18 protein-coding genes and 1 pseudogene are annotated in these 15,722 nt (G+C 72.9%); 5 read left to right on the plus strand and 14 right to left on the minus strand.

Annotated features, from left to right (window positions below):
• Window positions 1-55 precede the first annotated feature (55 nt).
• From ACZ7HQ_RS13115 to ACZ7HQ_RS13130, 4 genes are all read right to left on the minus strand, one after another.
• Window positions 56-220, minus strand: coding sequence for a hypothetical protein (locus ACZ7HQ_RS13115; RefSeq protein WP_470988021.1), 165 nt, complete (start codon window positions 218-220; stop codon window positions 56-58).
• Window positions 221-281: 61 nt separating this feature from the next.
• Window positions 282-755 carry a flavin reductase family protein gene (locus ACZ7HQ_RS13120; protein WP_470988947.1) on the minus strand — a complete coding sequence of 158 codons (474 nt, stop codon included), beginning with the start codon at window positions 753-755 and terminating at the stop codon, window positions 282-284.
• Between the two features lie 212 nt (window positions 756-967).
• Complete coding sequence (locus ACZ7HQ_RS13125) at window positions 968-1,612, minus strand: peptidoglycan-binding domain-containing protein (protein ID WP_470988024.1); 645 nt, start codon at window positions 1,610-1,612, stop codon at window positions 968-970.
• Between the two features lie 154 nt (window positions 1,613-1,766).
• The gene (locus ACZ7HQ_RS13130) at window positions 1,767-2,609 is read right to left on the minus strand and encodes an ATP-grasp domain-containing protein (RefSeq protein WP_470988027.1); all 843 of its coding nucleotides are present in this window, start codon (window positions 2,607-2,609) and stop codon (window positions 1,767-1,769) included.
• Window positions 2,610-2,946: 337 nt separating this feature from the next.
• Between ACZ7HQ_RS13130 and ACZ7HQ_RS13135 the strand changes: the two genes are divergently transcribed.
• The gene (locus tag ACZ7HQ_RS13135; RefSeq protein WP_470988029.1) at window positions 2,947-3,714 is read left to right on the plus strand and encodes a TetR family transcriptional regulator; all 768 of its coding nucleotides are present in this window, start codon (window positions 2,947-2,949) and stop codon (window positions 3,712-3,714) included.
• Window positions 3,715-3,874: 160 nt separating this feature from the next.
• Window positions 3,875-4,294: a Zn-ribbon domain-containing OB-fold protein gene (locus ACZ7HQ_RS13140; RefSeq protein ID WP_470988032.1), complete on the plus strand. Its 420-nt coding sequence runs from the start codon at window positions 3,875-3,877 to the stop codon at window positions 4,292-4,294.
• Between the two features lie 97 nt (window positions 4,295-4,391).
• Here the strand turns inward: ACZ7HQ_RS13140 and ACZ7HQ_RS13145 are convergent, their stop codons facing one another.
• Entirely contained in the window at window positions 4,392-4,778 is a 387-nt protein-coding gene (locus tag ACZ7HQ_RS13145; protein WP_470988034.1) for a PPOX class F420-dependent oxidoreductase, read from the minus strand.
• Between the two features lie 43 nt (window positions 4,779-4,821).
• Complete coding sequence (locus ACZ7HQ_RS13150; RefSeq protein WP_470988037.1) at window positions 4,822-6,000, minus strand: MalY/PatB family protein; 1,179 nt, start codon at window positions 5,998-6,000, stop codon at window positions 4,822-4,824.
• A 145-nt stretch (window positions 6,001-6,145) separates the two neighbouring features.
• On the opposite strand from ACZ7HQ_RS13150, the gene ACZ7HQ_RS13155 reads away from it, so the two are divergent.
• Window positions 6,146-6,976, plus strand: a complete 831-nt coding sequence (locus ACZ7HQ_RS13155; RefSeq protein ID WP_470988952.1) for an SAM-dependent methyltransferase — start codon at window positions 6,146-6,148, stop codon at window positions 6,974-6,976.
• Between the two features lie 140 nt (window positions 6,977-7,116).
• On the plus strand, window positions 7,117-8,499 hold the full coding sequence (locus ACZ7HQ_RS13160) for a S1 family peptidase (protein WP_470988039.1): 1,383 nt from the start codon (window positions 7,117-7,119) through the stop codon (window positions 8,497-8,499).
• Window positions 8,500-8,574: 75 nt separating this feature from the next.
• Here the strand turns inward: ACZ7HQ_RS13160 and ACZ7HQ_RS13165 are convergent, their stop codons facing one another.
• The 4 genes and pseudogenes from ACZ7HQ_RS13165 to ACZ7HQ_RS13180 form a co-directional block, all read right to left on the minus strand.
• Window positions 8,575-8,757 carry a hypothetical protein gene (locus ACZ7HQ_RS13165; RefSeq protein WP_470988042.1) on the minus strand — a complete coding sequence of 61 codons (183 nt, stop codon included), beginning with the start codon at window positions 8,755-8,757 and terminating at the stop codon, window positions 8,575-8,577.
• A 130-nt stretch (window positions 8,758-8,887) separates the two neighbouring features.
• Window positions 8,888-9,431: pseudogene (locus ACZ7HQ_RS13170) on the minus strand (MarR family transcriptional regulator); the annotation flags it as partial.
• An 85-nt stretch (window positions 9,432-9,516) separates the two neighbouring features.
• Window positions 9,517-10,212 (minus strand): L,D-transpeptidase family protein, encoded by a 696-nt coding sequence (locus ACZ7HQ_RS13175; protein WP_470988045.1) that lies wholly within the window; start codon window positions 10,210-10,212, stop codon window positions 9,517-9,519.
• A gap of 114 nt (window positions 10,213-10,326) precedes the next feature.
• A complete protein-coding gene (locus tag ACZ7HQ_RS13180) occupies window positions 10,327-10,977 on the minus strand; it encodes a maleylpyruvate isomerase family mycothiol-dependent enzyme (protein ID WP_470988048.1) in 651 nt (216 codons plus the stop codon).
• A 70-nt stretch (window positions 10,978-11,047) separates the two neighbouring features.
• Here ACZ7HQ_RS13180 and ACZ7HQ_RS13185 point away from each other — a divergent pair, with 70 nt between their 5' ends.
• Window positions 11,048-11,983, plus strand: coding sequence for a LysR family transcriptional regulator (locus ACZ7HQ_RS13185; protein ID WP_470988050.1), 936 nt, complete (start codon window positions 11,048-11,050; stop codon window positions 11,981-11,983).
• Window positions 11,984-12,044: 61 nt separating this feature from the next.
• Here ACZ7HQ_RS13185 and ACZ7HQ_RS13190 read toward each other — a convergent pair whose 3' ends face one another.
• From ACZ7HQ_RS13190 to ACZ7HQ_RS13205, 4 genes are all read right to left on the minus strand, one after another.
• Entirely contained in the window at window positions 12,045-12,836 is a 792-nt protein-coding gene (locus ACZ7HQ_RS13190) for an SDR family NAD(P)-dependent oxidoreductase (RefSeq protein ID WP_470988053.1), read from the minus strand.
• A gap of 31 nt (window positions 12,837-12,867) precedes the next feature.
• A complete protein-coding gene (locus ACZ7HQ_RS13195; RefSeq protein ID WP_470988055.1) occupies window positions 12,868-13,782 on the minus strand; it encodes an SDR family oxidoreductase in 915 nt (304 codons plus the stop codon).
• Window positions 13,783-13,869: 87 nt separating this feature from the next.
• The gene (locus tag ACZ7HQ_RS13200) at window positions 13,870-14,499 is read right to left on the minus strand and encodes an MBL fold metallo-hydrolase (protein WP_470988058.1); all 630 of its coding nucleotides are present in this window, start codon (window positions 14,497-14,499) and stop codon (window positions 13,870-13,872) included.
• Window positions 14,499-15,587 carry an S-(hydroxymethyl)mycothiol dehydrogenase gene (locus ACZ7HQ_RS13205; RefSeq protein ID WP_470988061.1) on the minus strand — a complete coding sequence of 363 codons (1,089 nt, stop codon included), beginning with the start codon at window positions 15,585-15,587 and terminating at the stop codon, window positions 14,499-14,501. Before ACZ7HQ_RS13205 ends, ACZ7HQ_RS13200 begins: the two co-directional genes overlap by 1 nt.
• Window positions 15,588-15,722: the final 135 nt, after the last annotated feature.

Genomic DNA, 15,722 nt, shown 5'->3' on the forward strand with positions numbered 1-15,722 from the left:
GCGTCTGCCCGGCGTCAGGGGTGGGCGGGACCGGTCGCGGGGCAACCGGGCCGCGTCAGTCGTCGTCCCGGTGCCGCCAGTACCACCACACGCCGACGACGAGGGCCAACAGGAACACGGCGGGCACGAGCAGGCCCGGGATGCGGGAGCCGGTCATCGGGCTGGCCTTCGGTCGTGGTGCGGTGCGGCCCGCGACCGTCGGCCGCGGGCTGATCAGCATGCGGCCGGGGCCCCGCTCGCGCCAGCGACTTTCTGAAACATTGCCCGGCGTTCGATCCCGTTCAGTCCACGGGGTGACCGGCGTCGATGCCGGCCGCGTCGGACAGCCGCAGCAGCGGGCCGCCCCGCTCCTCGCCCCACTCCACCGGGTCCAGGACGAAGCCGACGTGGTCGCCACCGTCGGTGCGGTGCAGGATGGTGCCCACGAACCAGGCCGCCGCGTCCCGCAGGACCACCGCGCCGCCGTACCCCTCGGCCCAGTCCAGACCCGCGAACTTGTCGATCTCGTCGCCGGTCTCACCGCCGAAGAGTTCCGCGAGCTGCGACTGGTCGCGGGTGAGCAGGTGGACGGCGAGGTGCTGTGCGGCTCGGGCGACCCGGTAGGTGTGGTTGACCTTGGACAGCCAGACGGCGAACCGGGGCGGCCGGATCGAGCACTGGGAGGCGAAACCGACCAGACACCCGGCCCGCTCACCGTCGGCCACGGCCGTGACCACGCACATGTCGGGGTCCAGCCGCACGAAGAAGCCGTCCATGCCGGGCTTGGGGGAGCCGCTCGCCGGGCTCGCCCCGGTCTCCGGGCCCCCGCTCGCCGGGCCTGCACCGCCGTCCGCGTCCTGACCGCTGTTCGCCGTACCGTCCTCGTCCGTCATCGCACCGCGCTCCCGTCCGCCGTTCCGGCCCGGCCCCGGCGCACGCCGGGAGGCCCGTTGCGGCCCGCGCCTCCCCGGTGTTCCCCGCGTGCCGCTCACGAATCGTCGCCGGGGCCGGTCCGCGACTCAAGCGCGCGGCGCGTGTCGTCGCCGTACACGCCGGTCTCGTCGCCGCTGATGCCGTACCAGAGCTGGTACCGGGCCACGGCCGCGGTGAGGGTCGCGTCGTAGGTGCCGTCGACCGAGCCGCCGGGGTAGACGTCCGGGACGCGCTGCAGGCGTTGCTGCAACTCGGTGACTTCGGGTCCGGTGTCGCCCTGGCGGAGGGTACCGGGCCCGTCGGGATCGGTGGTCGCGGTGGGTGTGAGGGACGGGGTGGGGGCCGGGGCCGGCGTGGTGGCGGGCGGTGGGGCGGTGGCCGCCGGCCGGGACGGACGCTCGGTCGCGGCGGCCTCCTGACGTGCGGGGAGCAGCAGGGCGCAGCCGAAGCCGAGGAGCGCGGCGGCGGCCACGGCCCCGGCGACAGCCGTCCGGCGCAGCACGGAAGTGGTCCGGGGTGGCGCCGGTACGGTCGGCAGTTCCTGTGTCTCGTCCTCGTCCGGGTGCGCCGCTGGTGCCGGGGCGGTTTCCATCTCGCGCATCAGGTCGGCGAGCGCGTCGAAACGGCGGGGCCTGAGAACCCGGACGGGTTCCAGAACCGGCCCGGAGTGTGGCCGTTCGCGATCGGGCGGTGTCGGCACCTGGCTCTCCTTCCGTCGTCCCCGTGCTGAGATACGACGGTCGGCGCGGCGCCGTTCAGGCGTGACCGCGCCCACCGCAAGCGCATGCCAGAAAGCGCCGTCATGACGTCGCTCGGGTTCACGGGCACCGCGGGCGCGTCCCAGCGCGTCACCGTCAGGCTGGGTTGAGCGTTCCCTGCACGAACCGGCCCAGGGACGCCGTGAACGCGGTGACGAAGGCGTCCCGGCCCTCCTCCGGAAGGGCCTGGAGGGACAGGTAGGGGTTCAGGTCCTCCAGTTCGACCAGCAGCAGGCCGCCGTCGCGGGTGCGGCAGGCGTCGACGCGCTGGATGCCGGTGCCGAGGTCGTTCCAGTCGATGAAGCGACGGGCGAACTCCAGGTCGGCGGCGGTCGCCGCATGGGGTTCGAGCTCCCAGCGGCGCTCCGGGTCGGGCGCGTACAGGGCGTACTGGAAGTCGTCGTCGACGAAATAGAAGGACACCTCGTGGACGAAGTCGACGCAGGGCTGGATCAGTACCCGGCCGGTGGCGCGCGCGGCGACCTGACCGGCGGGGACGATCCGCAGGCCGACGGAGTCCGCGCCGAGCATCGGCTTGACGACATACCGCTCGGCGGCCGGCAGCAGGTGCAGGTCCTCGGCGCGGCCGACCGTCGGGATCACGGGGAAGCCGGCGGCGCTCAGGTCGAGCAGGTACTGCTTGCCGGCCATGTCCGCCTTGCCGGTGAGCGGGTTGTACACACGGGCCCCGGTGCTGAGCGCTCGCGCGCGGAAGGCGTCGTACGCGCCCTGGTGGGCGAGGACGGGCCCGCTGTTGCGGACGACGACGGCGTCGAAGCCGTCCATCAGCGCCACGGCGTCCCGCGGATGGCACAGGGCGAGGTCGAAGCGGGCGCGGAGCCGGGAGGTGAGGAAGATGTCCTCGTCGCAGTAGCGGCGCCCGCGCGCCTCGTACGCCAGGTCGGTGACGTAGAGCAGGCGGGGGCGGGCGGCGGGCATGGAGGTCTCCTCGGACGGTGCGCCGGTGTCGGGGTGGCCGGTCCCCCGACGCCCGGAGGCGGGGGCCTGCCGACGCGGGCCGGTCCCGGCACGGTGGAAAAAGGTTACGCCGCCTGGGGCGCGCGGTGCCGGAGGGGTCCGGAGCGGTGTCGGAGGCCGGCCGCCCACCGTTCCTCGGTGCCGAGGGAACCGGCGATGTGCCGCAGTCGCATGGGGCTCCCCGTAGTTCGATCGCTCCGGTGTTCGGAGCGTACTCACAAAGCACTCAGTTCCCCCACTAGCCCACTCACGCTGCACTGAGTGTCACCCTGCCCGTCCGGGTGCTACGTTCCCCTCCATGAGCTCCAGCAGCGCGGCGCCGGCCGCGAAGCCGCCGATGCGGGAGGCCCTCGTCGCGGCGGCCTTCCAGCTCTTCCTGGAACGCGGGTACGAGCAGACCACCGTGGACGACATCGTGGCCCTGGCCGGGGTCGGCCGGCGTTCGTTCTTCCGCTACTTCCCCTCCAAGGAGGACGTGGTCTTCCCCGACCACGAGCGCTGCCTGGCCGACATGACCGCCTTACTCGCCGCGAGCGGCGAGGAGCACGAACCGGTGCGCAGGGTGTGCGACGCGGCCCGTCTGGTGCTGGGGATGTACGCGGAGAACCCGACGTTCTCCGTGCAGCGCTACCGCCTCACCAAGCAGGTGCCGGGCCTGCGGGCCTACGAACTGTCCGTGGTGTGGCGCTACGAGCGCGCGCTCGCCGAGTATCTGCGCGGGCGGTTCGCGGGCCGGCCCGACGGGACGCTGCGGGCCGACGTCGTCGCCGCCGCGGTCGTCGCCGCGCACAACAACGCCCTGCGCTCCTGGCTGCGTTCGGACGGGCTGGGGGACGCGGGCGCGGCGGTGGACCACGCGCTGGGCTACGTACAGAGGGCGTTCGGGCACGGGGCCGAGCCGGCCGCGGCGCCTGCCCGGATCGCCACGGCCCCCGCCCGGACCGCTGCGCCGGCGGCCGGTGAGCCGGAGGGCCGTCCCGACGACGTCGTGGTGCTGGTCTCCCGCCGGGACGCCCCGCTGTGGCGGGTGGTGCAGGAGCTGGAGGCGGCACTCGGTCGCGCCTGACGGGGCACGGGTCCACGAAATAGGGGTACGGAGTGCCTTTACGAGTGACACTCAGTGCCATACTCTGTCGGCGTGCACGGTGGCACGGCTGCCGCGCACTCGTGTGCACGGTGCGCGCCGGACACACGGGATTCCGGCCGAGCGCAGGGAGTTGACCAGCGTGTACCACCACTCAGCAAACGCCTCGCATCCGGCGGCCGGCTCCGCGGCGGGAGTTCTCGATCCCGTCTCCGCGGACTCCAGGGACGCCATCCTCTTCCAGCGGTGCACGTGGTGCGGCACCGCGATGTACCACCGGCTGCTGTGTCCGGTGTGCCAGGGCAGCGAGCTGCGCACCGAGTGCAGCGAGGGCGTCGGTACGGTCCGGCACTCCACCGTGGTGCACCGCAACACTCCCGCGGCACGCAATGTCTCGCTGGTGGAGATGGCCGAGGGGTTCGTCGTGCGGGGCCGGGTCATGGGTCCGCCGGTCGGCATCCACAGCGGCGACCGGGTCAGGCTGTCCACCGCCCAGGACCCGGTGCGCGGCGAGCCGGTCTTCCAGCTGCTGGACGAGTCGTACCGGGGCGCCTGGACCTGAGGCCACCCGGCGCCCCGCCACGCAACTGGGCTGACTCCGGCCGCCGTTGCCCGGTCGCAGCGCGTGTGCGATCGCCTGTCCCGCGGTCCGTGCCCGGTCAGTCGGCGAGGGTCACCCGGATCCCGACCGTTCCGTCCACGCCGCGCCGCAGCCGGCTGCCCAGCAGGGTGAGGCGGCCGACGACGCCGTACTTGCGGGCGATCAGGTCCCGGTAGCGGGCGGTGGTGGCGGCGTCGGCGATCTCCGCGGTGGCCGGCAGTTGCTCGCCGGTGGGGTTGCCGCGCAGGTCGCAGGGGCCGGCGAGGATGTCGGGGCGGCGCCGGATCCGCTTGACCTTGAAGCTGTCGGCGGCGGTCCAGACACCGAGGCCGCCGCCGTCGCGGACCACCCACACCGGGGTGGCGACCGGGGTGCCGTTCTTGCGGTAGCTGGTCACCAGCAGGTACTTCCCAGAGCCGAGCCGGTCCAGCCGCGTGTCGTCCATGTCCGGCAGTGTAGGAGGCCGTCCGCCGGCGGCACCGGCCCGGTCAGGTGAGGGCCGCCGCCATGCGCCGTACGCCCTCGGTGAGGATCTCGGGCGAGGTCGCCAGGTTCAGCCGTACGTGCCCCGCGCCGCCGGTGCCGAAGGGCAGGCCCGAGCTGAGGGCGACCCGGCCGCGGTCCAGGAAGACCTGCGCGGGGTCGTCGCCGAGGCCGAGGGCGCGGCAGTCGAGCCAGGCCAGATAGGTGGCCTCGGCGGGCTGTGGGCGGATCGCGGGCAGGTGCTCGGCGAGCAGGCCGGCGAGCAGGGTCCGGTTGGCCCGCAGCCCGGCCAGCAGGGCGTCCAGCCAGCCGGTGCCCTCGCGCAGGGCGGCGGTGTGGGCGATGACGCCGACGTGGCTGGGCCCGTGGCCGACCTCTTCGGGGAGCCGGTCGAGGTCGGCGGCGGCACCCGGTCCGGCGAGGGCGAGGGCGGCCTTGAGACCGGCCAGGTTCCAGCCCTTGGAGGCCGACATCAGGGACAGGCCGCGGTCGGCGCCGGGCACGCTCAGGTACGGCACGAAGGTGACGCCGGGGGCGACGAGCGGGGCGTGGATCTCGTCCGCGACGACCCGGACGCCGTACCGCTCGGCGAGGACGGCCACGGCGGCCAGTTCAGCCGCGGTGTGGACGGTGCCGGTGGGGTTGTGCGGGCTGCACAGCAGGAAGGCCGCGCGGCCAAAGCCCTCGGTCGCCTGCCGGAACGCCTCCTCCAGCGCGGCCGGGTCGAGGCGCAGGCCGGCGCCGAGCGGGGCTTCGACCACCCGGCGGTCCATGTGGGTGATGAACTGGAAGAACGGCGGGTACACCGGCGGGTTGACGATCACCGGATCGCCCGGACCGGTGACCAGTTTGATCATCTCGACCACGCCGAGCATCACGTCCGGCACGATCGCGGTGCGCTCGACGGCGAGCCCGTCCCATTTCCAGCGTTCGGCGGCGAACGCGGCGAGCGCCTCGGCGTAGGCGGTGCCGGCGGGGTAGCCGGTGTCGCCGAGGGCGAGGGCGTCGGTCACGGCGCGGACCACGGGCGCGGCGAGCGGTACGTCCATCTCGGCCACCCACAGCGGCAGCACGTCCTCGGGGTAGGTGCGCCACTTCATGCTCGTACGACGGCGCAGCTGCTCCAGACCGAGGGCGCGCAGCGGGTCGGGTCCGCCGGGGGTGTCGTGCGGGATGCTGGTCATGGGGCTCACGATAAGGGCTGTGGCGGCAGCGGGTGCGGCCGGAAAACCGGAGAGGCGCGGCGGAGGTCAACTCGGGCGTCTAGATTGCGTCTTGCACGGTGTATCCCTCGTCCGGCACCCCATCCGCAACCAGGAGCTGACCCACGTGACCGACAACCCGGCAGCCACCGACGACGTGGCCGTGTCGCTGCGTGCCCGTATCAACACCAGCCAGCCGCACACCGCCCGGATCTGGAACTACTGGCTCGGCGGCAAGGACAACTACGAGGTCGACCGCGCGGCCGGCGACCAGATACGCCAACTGCACCCGGGCATCGGGGAGTACGCGCGCGCCGACCGGCTGTTCCTCGGCCGGGCCGTACGCCACCTGGCCGGTGAGGTCGGCATCCGGCAGTTCCTGGACATCGGCACCGGGCTGCCCACGGCCGACAACACGCACGAGGTAGCCCAGCGCATCGCGCCCGAGGCACGGATCGTGTACGTCGACAACGACCCGCTGGTCCTCGCGCACGCGCGCGCCCTGCTGACGAGCACGCCCGAGGGCCGCACGGACTACCTGGACGAGGATCTGCGCAACGTCGACGCGATCCTCGAACACGCGGCGAAGAGCCTGGACTTCAGTGAGCCGGTGGCCCTGATGCTGCTCGGGGTGGTCATCTTCATCGGTGACGACGAGGACCCGTACAGCCTGGTACGGCAGTTGACGGACCGGCTGCCCTCGGGCAGTCACCTGGTGCTGTCGCACACCGTCACCCACCCGTCGATGCCGGACGTGGACGAGGCGGTGAAGTTCTGGAACGAGCACGGCACGCCGAGGCTGACCCAGCGCACCCCCGAGGACGTGGCACGATTCTTCGACGGACTGGAACTGCTGGAGCCGGGGGTCGTGTCCTGCTCGCGCTGGCGCCCCGAGCACGGCCACGGGGCCGAGCCGGAGGAGGTCGCGATGTTCGGCGGGGTGGCCCGCAAGAACTGAGCCCGGTCGGCGGGGATCACCGCCGAAGCTGAACGCCGCGGCCGTTGGCCGCGTATGGAGGTGCGGGCCCTCGACGACCCGAGGGTCTCGCGCCGCCGGTGACCGGCGGGGCGCGTTCGGTTCGGCTTCGGGAGCCCTGCATGCGGCACGCACGACGACGGATCGTCAGGCGGGTGACACGCCTGGCGGCGGTCGGCGGACTCCTCCTGGGGGGCGCGATGGTCGCCCAGGCGGCCATGGCGAGTGAGACGCCTCCGGCTGCCGCGAGACCGTTCGCCGCGGCCGGCGGCGAGGACACCGGCGGCGCGCTGGTGGCGCGGCTCGGCACGGCACGGACGGCGGGCGACTGGATCGGCACCGACGGCCGGCCGGTCGTGGCGGTGACCGACGCGGGGGCGGCGCGGGAGGTACGGCGCGCGGGGGCCGAGCCGAAGATCGTGTCGCACAGCATGAACGAGTTGAGGTCGGCCACGGCCGCTCTGCGTGCGGCGCCGCGTGTGGCGGGCACCGCGTGGGCGGTGGACTACCGCACCAACCGGGTGGTGGTACGCGCGGACAGCACGGTGTCCACGGGCGACTGGTCCCGGATGAGCCATGTCGCCGCGAAGATCGGCGGCTTTGTGCGGATGGAGCGCATGAAGGGGACGTTCACCACGCGGTTGAACGGCGCCCAGCCGATCCTTTCGACCGGCGGACGCTGCTCGGCGGGGTTCAATGTGACCAACGGGCAGAGCGACTTCATTCTCACGGCCGGTCACTGCGGTCCCGCGGGATCCACCTGGTTCGCCGACAACCAGGGCAACCAGCAGCTGGGCCGGACGGTCAGCAGCACCTTCCCGGGCAATGACTTCTCTCTCGTCCAGTACGCCTCCGGCAAGGCCGGTGACGGCGCCGACGTGGTCGCGATCGGTGGCGGCAACGGGGTACGGATCACGGGGGTGGCCGATGCGGCGGTGGGGCAGCGGGTGTTCCGCAGCGGCAGCACCAGCGGCCTGCACGACGGGACGGTCACCGCGCTGAACGCGACCGTCAACTATCCCGAGGGCACGGTCACCGGACTCATCCAGACCAATGTCTGCGCCGAACCCGGCGACAGCGGCGGGCCGTTGTTCTCCGACGGGATCGCGCTCGGTGTCACCTCCGGCGGCAGCGGTGACTGCACGGCGGGCGGGACGACGTTCTTCCAGCCGCTGACGAAGGCGATGGCGGCGCTGAACGTCAAGCTCATCGTGTCCGCGCAGAACGCCGGCGGTGCCGCCCGGCAGGGTGCCCCTTCCCCCGCGCCGTCCGCCCCGGCCGCACAGGGCGCGGTCGCACCGAGCGCGGCCTCCCCCGGCTCCTCGGCGCCGGTGACGGGCACCTCGGGGCAGACGCTGCTGGCGCGGCTGACGGACACCCGGAACGTCGGTCCCGGGCTGCTGGTCATCGCGGGCAGTCTGATCGCACTGGTCGCGACCCGCTACATCCGGGCGGAGCAGGACCGCAAGGCCTATCAGCGGTACTACTCGGCGACCTGGGGCTGACAAAGGGCGACATGCGAAGGGCACCCGTGCGGTCACGGGTGCCCTTGAGGTACGGCGGTGTCGACGCGAGGTGGGTCAGGCCGCTCGGGGCGACGGGGTCGCGGCGGCCCACTCCATCACGAGGCGCTGGTACTCGGCGCGCTGCTCGGTGGTCAGTGTCCCGCCCGACCGGCGCCACAGGGCCCTGATCTCCTCGTTGACCTCCGCGGCCGATCGCTCGGGGGCGGCTTCAACAGTGGTGGACATGCTGTGAAGCATATGCCGATCGAGGTGAAGACGCTGTGAGCAAGCACACCCGATACGGACATTCCGGACCGTGTTGCTCATCACGTCAATGTGTCAAGTGCAGGGCGGGAGTTCACACCGGGCCCTCACCCAGCGCGCCCGGTCCGACGCCCTCTTTGGCGAGCAGGATCTTCTGCGGCAGCACGAAGCTTGCGATCTGTGCGACCAGGACGCCGAGGGCGCGGGCGGCCTCGGCGACGACCCGGGCCTCGTAGGCGGTGTCACGGCCGGTGACGGCGCGGCGACACAGCACTGCCGCGGTCTCCGGTGGGATGTGCGGGCCGTGCGGGTCGATGATCCGGTGCCGGCCGAAGCCGCGGCCGTCCTCCGTGAACGGCATACCGGCAGCCCGGTGCGCCCCTGGACCAGGGTGGCGAGCGGCACATCCCGCCGGCCGAGGAACGGCGACTCGCGATCACGGCACGCGCGCACCAGACCGCCCACCCCGATGCCGATGCCCGCCGGCGCGGGGCGTCCCTCGATCTCCAGTGATCTTGAAACCGGAGAAGGAGCAGGTGCCGATCACCACGCCGAGCGGCTGCGCCGGCGCCCCGGGGGGCCTCCACCAGCAACCCGGACTCGATGAGCGGCTTGGTCAGCCGGGTGTGGCTGCCCCGGGAGAGCCCGAGACGCCGCGCTGCGCGCACGGGTCCGCGCGGCGGGGCGGGGTCCGGCTCGCCATCCCGGAGGTCGGCAACGCGCCGGAGGGATGACGGTCCGGGCGGCGGCGGCTCAGGTGCCCGGCTTGCGGCCGTACACGAAGACGTCGTCGCCCGTCTTCAGCAGCGACCAGTACTTCTTGGCGTCCGTGGTGGTCATGTTGACGCAGCCGTGTGAACCGGGCGGGTTCCACATGCTCAGGCCCACCGAGTGGAAGGCCTGGCCGCCGTCGAAGAACTGGCTGTACGGCATCGGCACGTTGTAAACGGTCGAGACGTGGTCGATGTCCCGCCAGTAGATCTTCTTCAGGCCGGTGCGGGTGGCGTAGCCCTTGCGGCCGGTGCGCACGGGGACCGGTCCGTAGACGAGCTTGTTGCCGTCCTGGATCCAGCTGAGCTGGAGCGTGAGGTTCACGCAGGCGATGCGGCCCTTGTTCACCGGGCAGGCGCCGTCCTTGTTGGGGTTGTTCCCCACCGCCTTCTGCTTGTTCATCAGGTCCATCACACCCCAGGTGACGGGGCCGGCGTAGCCGATGGCCGGCGTGATGCCGTGCTTGTTCTGGAAGGCCTGGATGGCCTGGCAGTCGCCCGCGGACTGCTTGCCGTCGACCGGCCGCCCGAGGAACTTCTCCACCTGCTTCTGATACGGGCCGGCCTGCGTGGTGCAGCTCGCGGCCTGGGCCGGTGCCGCGGTGAGCGCGAGCGTGAGCGGCGCCACCAGTCCCGTGACGCCGAGTGCGACGACACCTCGTCTGCGAATGTCCCCCATGTGCATCCTGTTCTCCCCTTGTCGCCCAGGATCTGCCCCGGGTGCCTCCCTGCGCGGTTCCCGCGATACCGGACTACTAGACCTGCACGGGGGGCGAGAGGGTTGTGGTTCCGGTCAGGCTGTGACGAAACGGTGAACCTCACTGCCGCGCAGCCGTCCGGCGGGGAGTCTGCGGCCGTAGGCGACCAGCAGAAGGTCCTGGCCACGGCCGTACAGGGGCGCGCCCGAGCCGAAGGACCAGTCGAGGTCGTCCGCGCACAGCCGTACGCCGGTGAGGTCGGTGCCGAAGACACGGAAGGCGCGCGGGTCGATCGCGTCGAGGAGGATCCGCAGCCGGTCCGCGGGCACCTCGCGGTCCAGTCCGAGGGCGACGGTGACGTCCAGGCCGTGGACGACGTCATGGCCGAGGGCCGCGGCGAGGCCGCCGACCGGTGGTGTCCAGGGGTGGTGGGCGTGGGTGCGCAGGGAGGCGGCGAGTTCGGCGTCGGGGTGGGCGGCCGCGTCGCGGCGGGCGAGCCGGTCGGTCATGCGGTGCAGGCTGCCGCGCGCCTTGACCAGTTCCACCAGCACCTGCGCGGTCCGGTGCCGGAACCCCATCGACATGTGGGCGACGACCTCGCGCACCCGCCAGCCCGCGCACAGGCTGGGCGCGTCCCACTGGTCGGGCGTCAACGCGTCGAGAAGATCGGCCAGTTCCCGTCGTTCGGCGGCGATGGCGGCGGTCGTGGTGGCGGCGTCCGCCGCGGTGTGTGCTGCTTTCCCCATGTCTCCAGGGTGTGGACGGCGCGGCCGGAAGTCCAAGACATGGTGTGTCTCGCACCTAGCATGATCGGTTATGGAGTTGAGGCAGCTGCGGTACTTCGTGACAGTGGTGGAGGAGGCCGGATTTACCCGGGCCGCCGAGCGGTTGCACCTGGCCCAGCCCGGGCTGAGCGCGCAAGTGCGGCAGTTGGAACGGGAGTTGGGGCAGCCCCTGCTGGACCGGTCGGGTCGCTCGGTGCGGCCGACGGAGGTGGGTGAGGCCGTCCTGCCGTACGCACGGGCGGCGCTCGCGGCCGTCGACGGGATGCGGCAGACGGTGGAGGAGTACACGGGCCTGCTGCGCGGCCGGGTCGCCGTCGGTCTCGTCCCCGGCACCCTCGCGCACGCCTTCGACGTGGCGGGGCAACTGGCGGACTTCCACGACGCGCACCCTCAGGTGGAGGTCGCCCTCACCGAGGACACCTCGGACCGGATGCTGGCCGCGCTGCGCCGGGGCGAGCTGGACCTGGCCGTGACCGGAGTCGCCGGGGAGGCGCCGCCGGCGGGCGTCGGCCTGTACGTGGTGATCGACGAACCCCTGGTCGCCGCCGCCGTACCCGGGCACCCCCTGTTCATCGAGTACGACGGCGCCGATGCCGTGCCGCCGGCGGCCCTGCGCGGGCACCGGCTGATCGGCCTGCCGCACGGAACCGGGATCCGCGGTGTTCTTGAGCGGCTGTGCGCCGAGGCGGGCTTCGGGCCGCACATCGCGTTCGAGGCGGCGACCCCGGACGCGTTGTGCCGGCTGGCGGCACGGGGTCTCGGGGTCGCCGTCCTGCCCGGCCTCGGCCCCCGGGCCAGCCTCGTCACCCTGCCCCTGGCCGACCCCCGCGCCCGCGGCCGGGTGGCTCTGGCGTGGCGCTCGGAGGGGCCCATGCTGCCGGCGGCGCGGGAGTTGCTGGGGCGGCTGCGGGAGCGGATGGGCGGGTGGGCGCGGCAGGAGCAGCGCGGCGGGGGATCTGGTCGTTGACGGGTGCGGGCGGGTCGTGGTCGCGCGCGCGGTTCACGTGCCCCTTGCGGGCGCGGCCGTGTCAGTGTCGCCGGCGCAGCGCCGCGTGGAAACCGGTGTTCACCGCCGTGAGGCCACCGTCGACGACCAGGGTGGTACCGGTGATCCAGGACGCGTCGTGGGAGGCGAGGAAGGCCACCGCGGCGGCTACGTCCGCGGGCTCGCCGACCCGGCCCAGGGGGTACAGCGCGGCCACCGCGTCGAGTTCGTCGTCGCGTCCCTCCCACGCCGAGGTGCGGACCGTGCCCGGCACCACGAGGTTCACCCGGACTCCCCGGGCCGCCGCGTGCCCGGCGAGCGTGCGGGTCAGCGAGCCGAGGCCGGCCTTGGCCGCGCTGTAGGCGTGGTTGCCGAAGTCCTGCAGGCCGTTGACGGAGCCGATGCCGACGATCGCGCCGCGTCCGGAGGCGGCGAGGTGGGGCAGGGCGGCGCGGCAGCAGCGGTAGACGCCGGTGAGGGTGACGTCCAGGTCGAGCGCCCACGCGTCGTCGGGGTCGTCCTCGAAGAGCGGGACGTCCGGGCTGCAGTGGGCGGCGCAGTTGACCAGCACGTCGAGCGAGCCGAACCCGGCGACGGCGTGGGCGACGGCCGCCTCCACCGAGGCGCGGTCGGCGGTGTCGCACGCCAGCGCTTCTGCGGTCAGGCCGTCTTGGCGCAGCGCGGCTGCCGTCCGCTCGGCCTCGGGCAGGTCCCGGTCGGTGACCAGGACCCGGCCGCCCTCCTCGGCGAGTCGTCTCGCGACGGCGGCGCCGATGCCGCGGGCCGCGCCCGTGACGAGTACTGCGTGGCCTGCGAAGCGCATGAGATCGGTCATGGCCCGACGGTACGGCCCCGCAGGCGTGCTTTCACCGGTATCCGGTGACGTCCGCCGGCTTGCCCGCGTCCTGCACCTCGACCAGGTACCGCCAGGCGTCGGGGCGGCTGCCGTCGAGGTCGGTGAAGCCGTAGACCGGGGCGAGTCCGCCGCTGGACAGCGACTGTCCGTTGAAGCGGGCCACGTCGGGGTCGGCGGCCAGCGCGGCGACGGCACGGCCGATGAAGCGCGGGGTCTCGGAGATGGCGAAGTGCGGTTCGCGGGCCAGGGCGTCCCGCCAGTTGTCCTCGCGGACGCCGTACGCGTCGAGCATCAGCTCCGAGCGCAGCCAGCCCGGGGTCAGGGCGACGGCGGTGGCGCCGCGCGGTCCGAGTTCGTGGCCGAGGGCGAAGGCCATGCGCAGCACGGAGGTCTTGGCGAGGTCGTAGAAGAAGTTCACGCGGTAGGTGTCGCGGTTGTACCCGGCGGTGCCGTCGGCGACCTCCACGACCAGGCCGCCGGGCCGGCGCAGCAGCAGCGGCAGCGCGAAGTGGCTGGTGACGGCGTGGGTCTCGACGGCGAGCCGGAGCAGTCTGAGTCCGTTGTCGAGGTCGTGCTCCCAGACGGGGGTGTTCCACTCGAAGAGTTTCTCGCCGCCCCAGATGTCGTTGACGAGGACGTCCAGGCGGCCCTGTTCGCCGTCGACGCGGTCCACCAGGGCGCGTACGGCTGCCCGGTCCAGGTGGTCGGCCGGTACGGCGATGCCCTGCCCGCCGGCCGCGGTGACGAGGTCGGCGGTGTCCTCGACGGTCTCGGGGCGGTCGTACTCCGAACGCCGCTCGCGGGTGCTGCGGCCGGTGACGTAGACGGTGGCGCCGGCCGCGCCCAGCTCGACGGCGATGCCGCGGCCGGCGCCCCGGGTCGCCCCCGCGACCAGCGCCACCTTGTCCTTGAGCGGTCCTGGCATGTCCGGCCTCCCGTGTGCTGCGGCTGCTGTCGCCGTCCACTGTCTCGGGAAAACCTGACATCTACTGTCGGGTTGCCGGGGGCGTTCTCAGTGTCCGCGCCGGATCCACTCCTCCAGGTGAGGGGCCTCGGCGCCGATGGTGGTGGAGTCACCGTGGCCGGTGAGCACCTTGGTCTGTGGCGGGAGGGTGAGCAGCCGTGCGCGGATGGAGTCGATGATCGTCGGGAAGTGGGAGTAGGAGCGTCCGGTGGCACCCGGGCCGCCCTTGAAGAGCGTGTCCCCGGTGAAGACCGTGCCGAGCCCGGGGTCGTACAGGCAGACGGCGCCGGGGGCGTGGCCCGGGGTGTGCAGCACGGTCAGGTCGGCGCCTGCCGCCTCGATGACCTGGCCGTCCAGGAGATGCCGGCCGGGGTCGCGGTCGGGGTGGGTCTGCTTCCACAGCGGGAGGTCGTCGGGGTGCAGCCAGATGGTGGCGCCGGTGAGGTCGGCGAGCGCGGGAGCGGCGTTGACGTGGTCGTTGTGGGCGTGTGTGCACACGATGGCGATCAGGCGCCGGTCGTCGACGGCGCGGGCGATGGCCTCGGCGTCATGGGCGGCGTCGATGACGATCACCTCCCGTTCGTCGCCGACGATCCACACGTTGTTCTCGACGTCCCAGGTGCCGCCGTCGAGCGTGAACTGCCCGGAGGTGACGAGGCGTTCGATGCGTACGGTCATCAGAGCACCACCACCGAGCGCAGCACGTCACCGTGGTGCATCCGCTCGAACGCCTTCTCCACCTCGTCCAGTTGGATGGTCTCGGTGACGAACGCGTCGAGCGGCAGCCGGCCCTGCAGGTGCAGGTCGATCAGCAGGGGGAAGTCGCGTGAGGGCAGGCAGTCGCCGTACCAGCTGGACTTCAGGGCGCCGCCGCGTCCGAAGACGTCCAGCAGGGGCAGTTCGAGCTTCATCTCGGGGGTGGGGACGCCGACGAGGACGACCGTGCCGGCCAGGTCGCGGGCGTAGAAGGCCTGCTGGTAGGTCTCCGGGCGGCCGACGGCCTCGATGACGACGTCGGCGCCGAAGCCGCCGGTCAGCTCGCGGATCGCCGCGACCGGGTCGGTCTCCTTGGAGTTGACGGTGTGGGTGGCGCCCAGTGTGCGGGCCTTGTCCAGTTTGCGGTCGTCGATGTCCACGGCGATGATCTTCGCCGCGCCGGCGAGGTGCGACCCGGCGATGGCGGCGTCCCCGACGCCGCCGCACCCGATGACCGCGACGGAGTCGCCCCGGCCGACACCGCCCGTGTTGATCGCCGCGCCGATGCCGGCCATGACGCCGCAGCCGAGCAGGCCGGCGACCGCCGGGGAGACGGCGGGGTCGACCTTGGTGCACTGCCCGGCGGCGACGAGCGTCTTCTCGGCGAACGCGCCGATACCGAGCGCCGGGGACAGTTCCTGCCCGGTGGCGGCGAGGGTCATCTTCTGCCGGGCGTTGTGCGTGTTGAAGCAGTACCAGGGCCGGCCGCGCAGACAGGCGCGGCAGTTCCCGCACACCGCACGCCAGTTGAGGATGACGAAGTCGCCGGGTGCCAGGTCGGTCACGCCCTCGCCGACCGTCTCCACGACGCCGGCGGCCTCATGGCCGAGCAGGAAGGGGAAGTCGTCCGAGATGCCACCCTGCTTGTAGTGCAGGTCGGTATGGCAGACACCGCAGGCCTGGACGCGCACCACGGCCTCGCCTGGTCCGGGATCCGGCACCACGATCGTCTCGACCCGTACGGGCTCGTCCTTCCCCGGTGCGATCACGCCGCGCACTTCCTGCGCCATGGTCCGACCCCTTCCTCGGTTGCCTTCCCTGCCGACCCTACGCGCGACCGATCGGCAGCGGGGCGGACCACGACGATGATCGTGGATCTTTCCGGCCGGTGGTGGCACCCGGCGGTCCGCGGCCGGTCGCAGCGG

This window comes from Streptomyces sp. NPDC037290, from assembly GCF_055603245.1.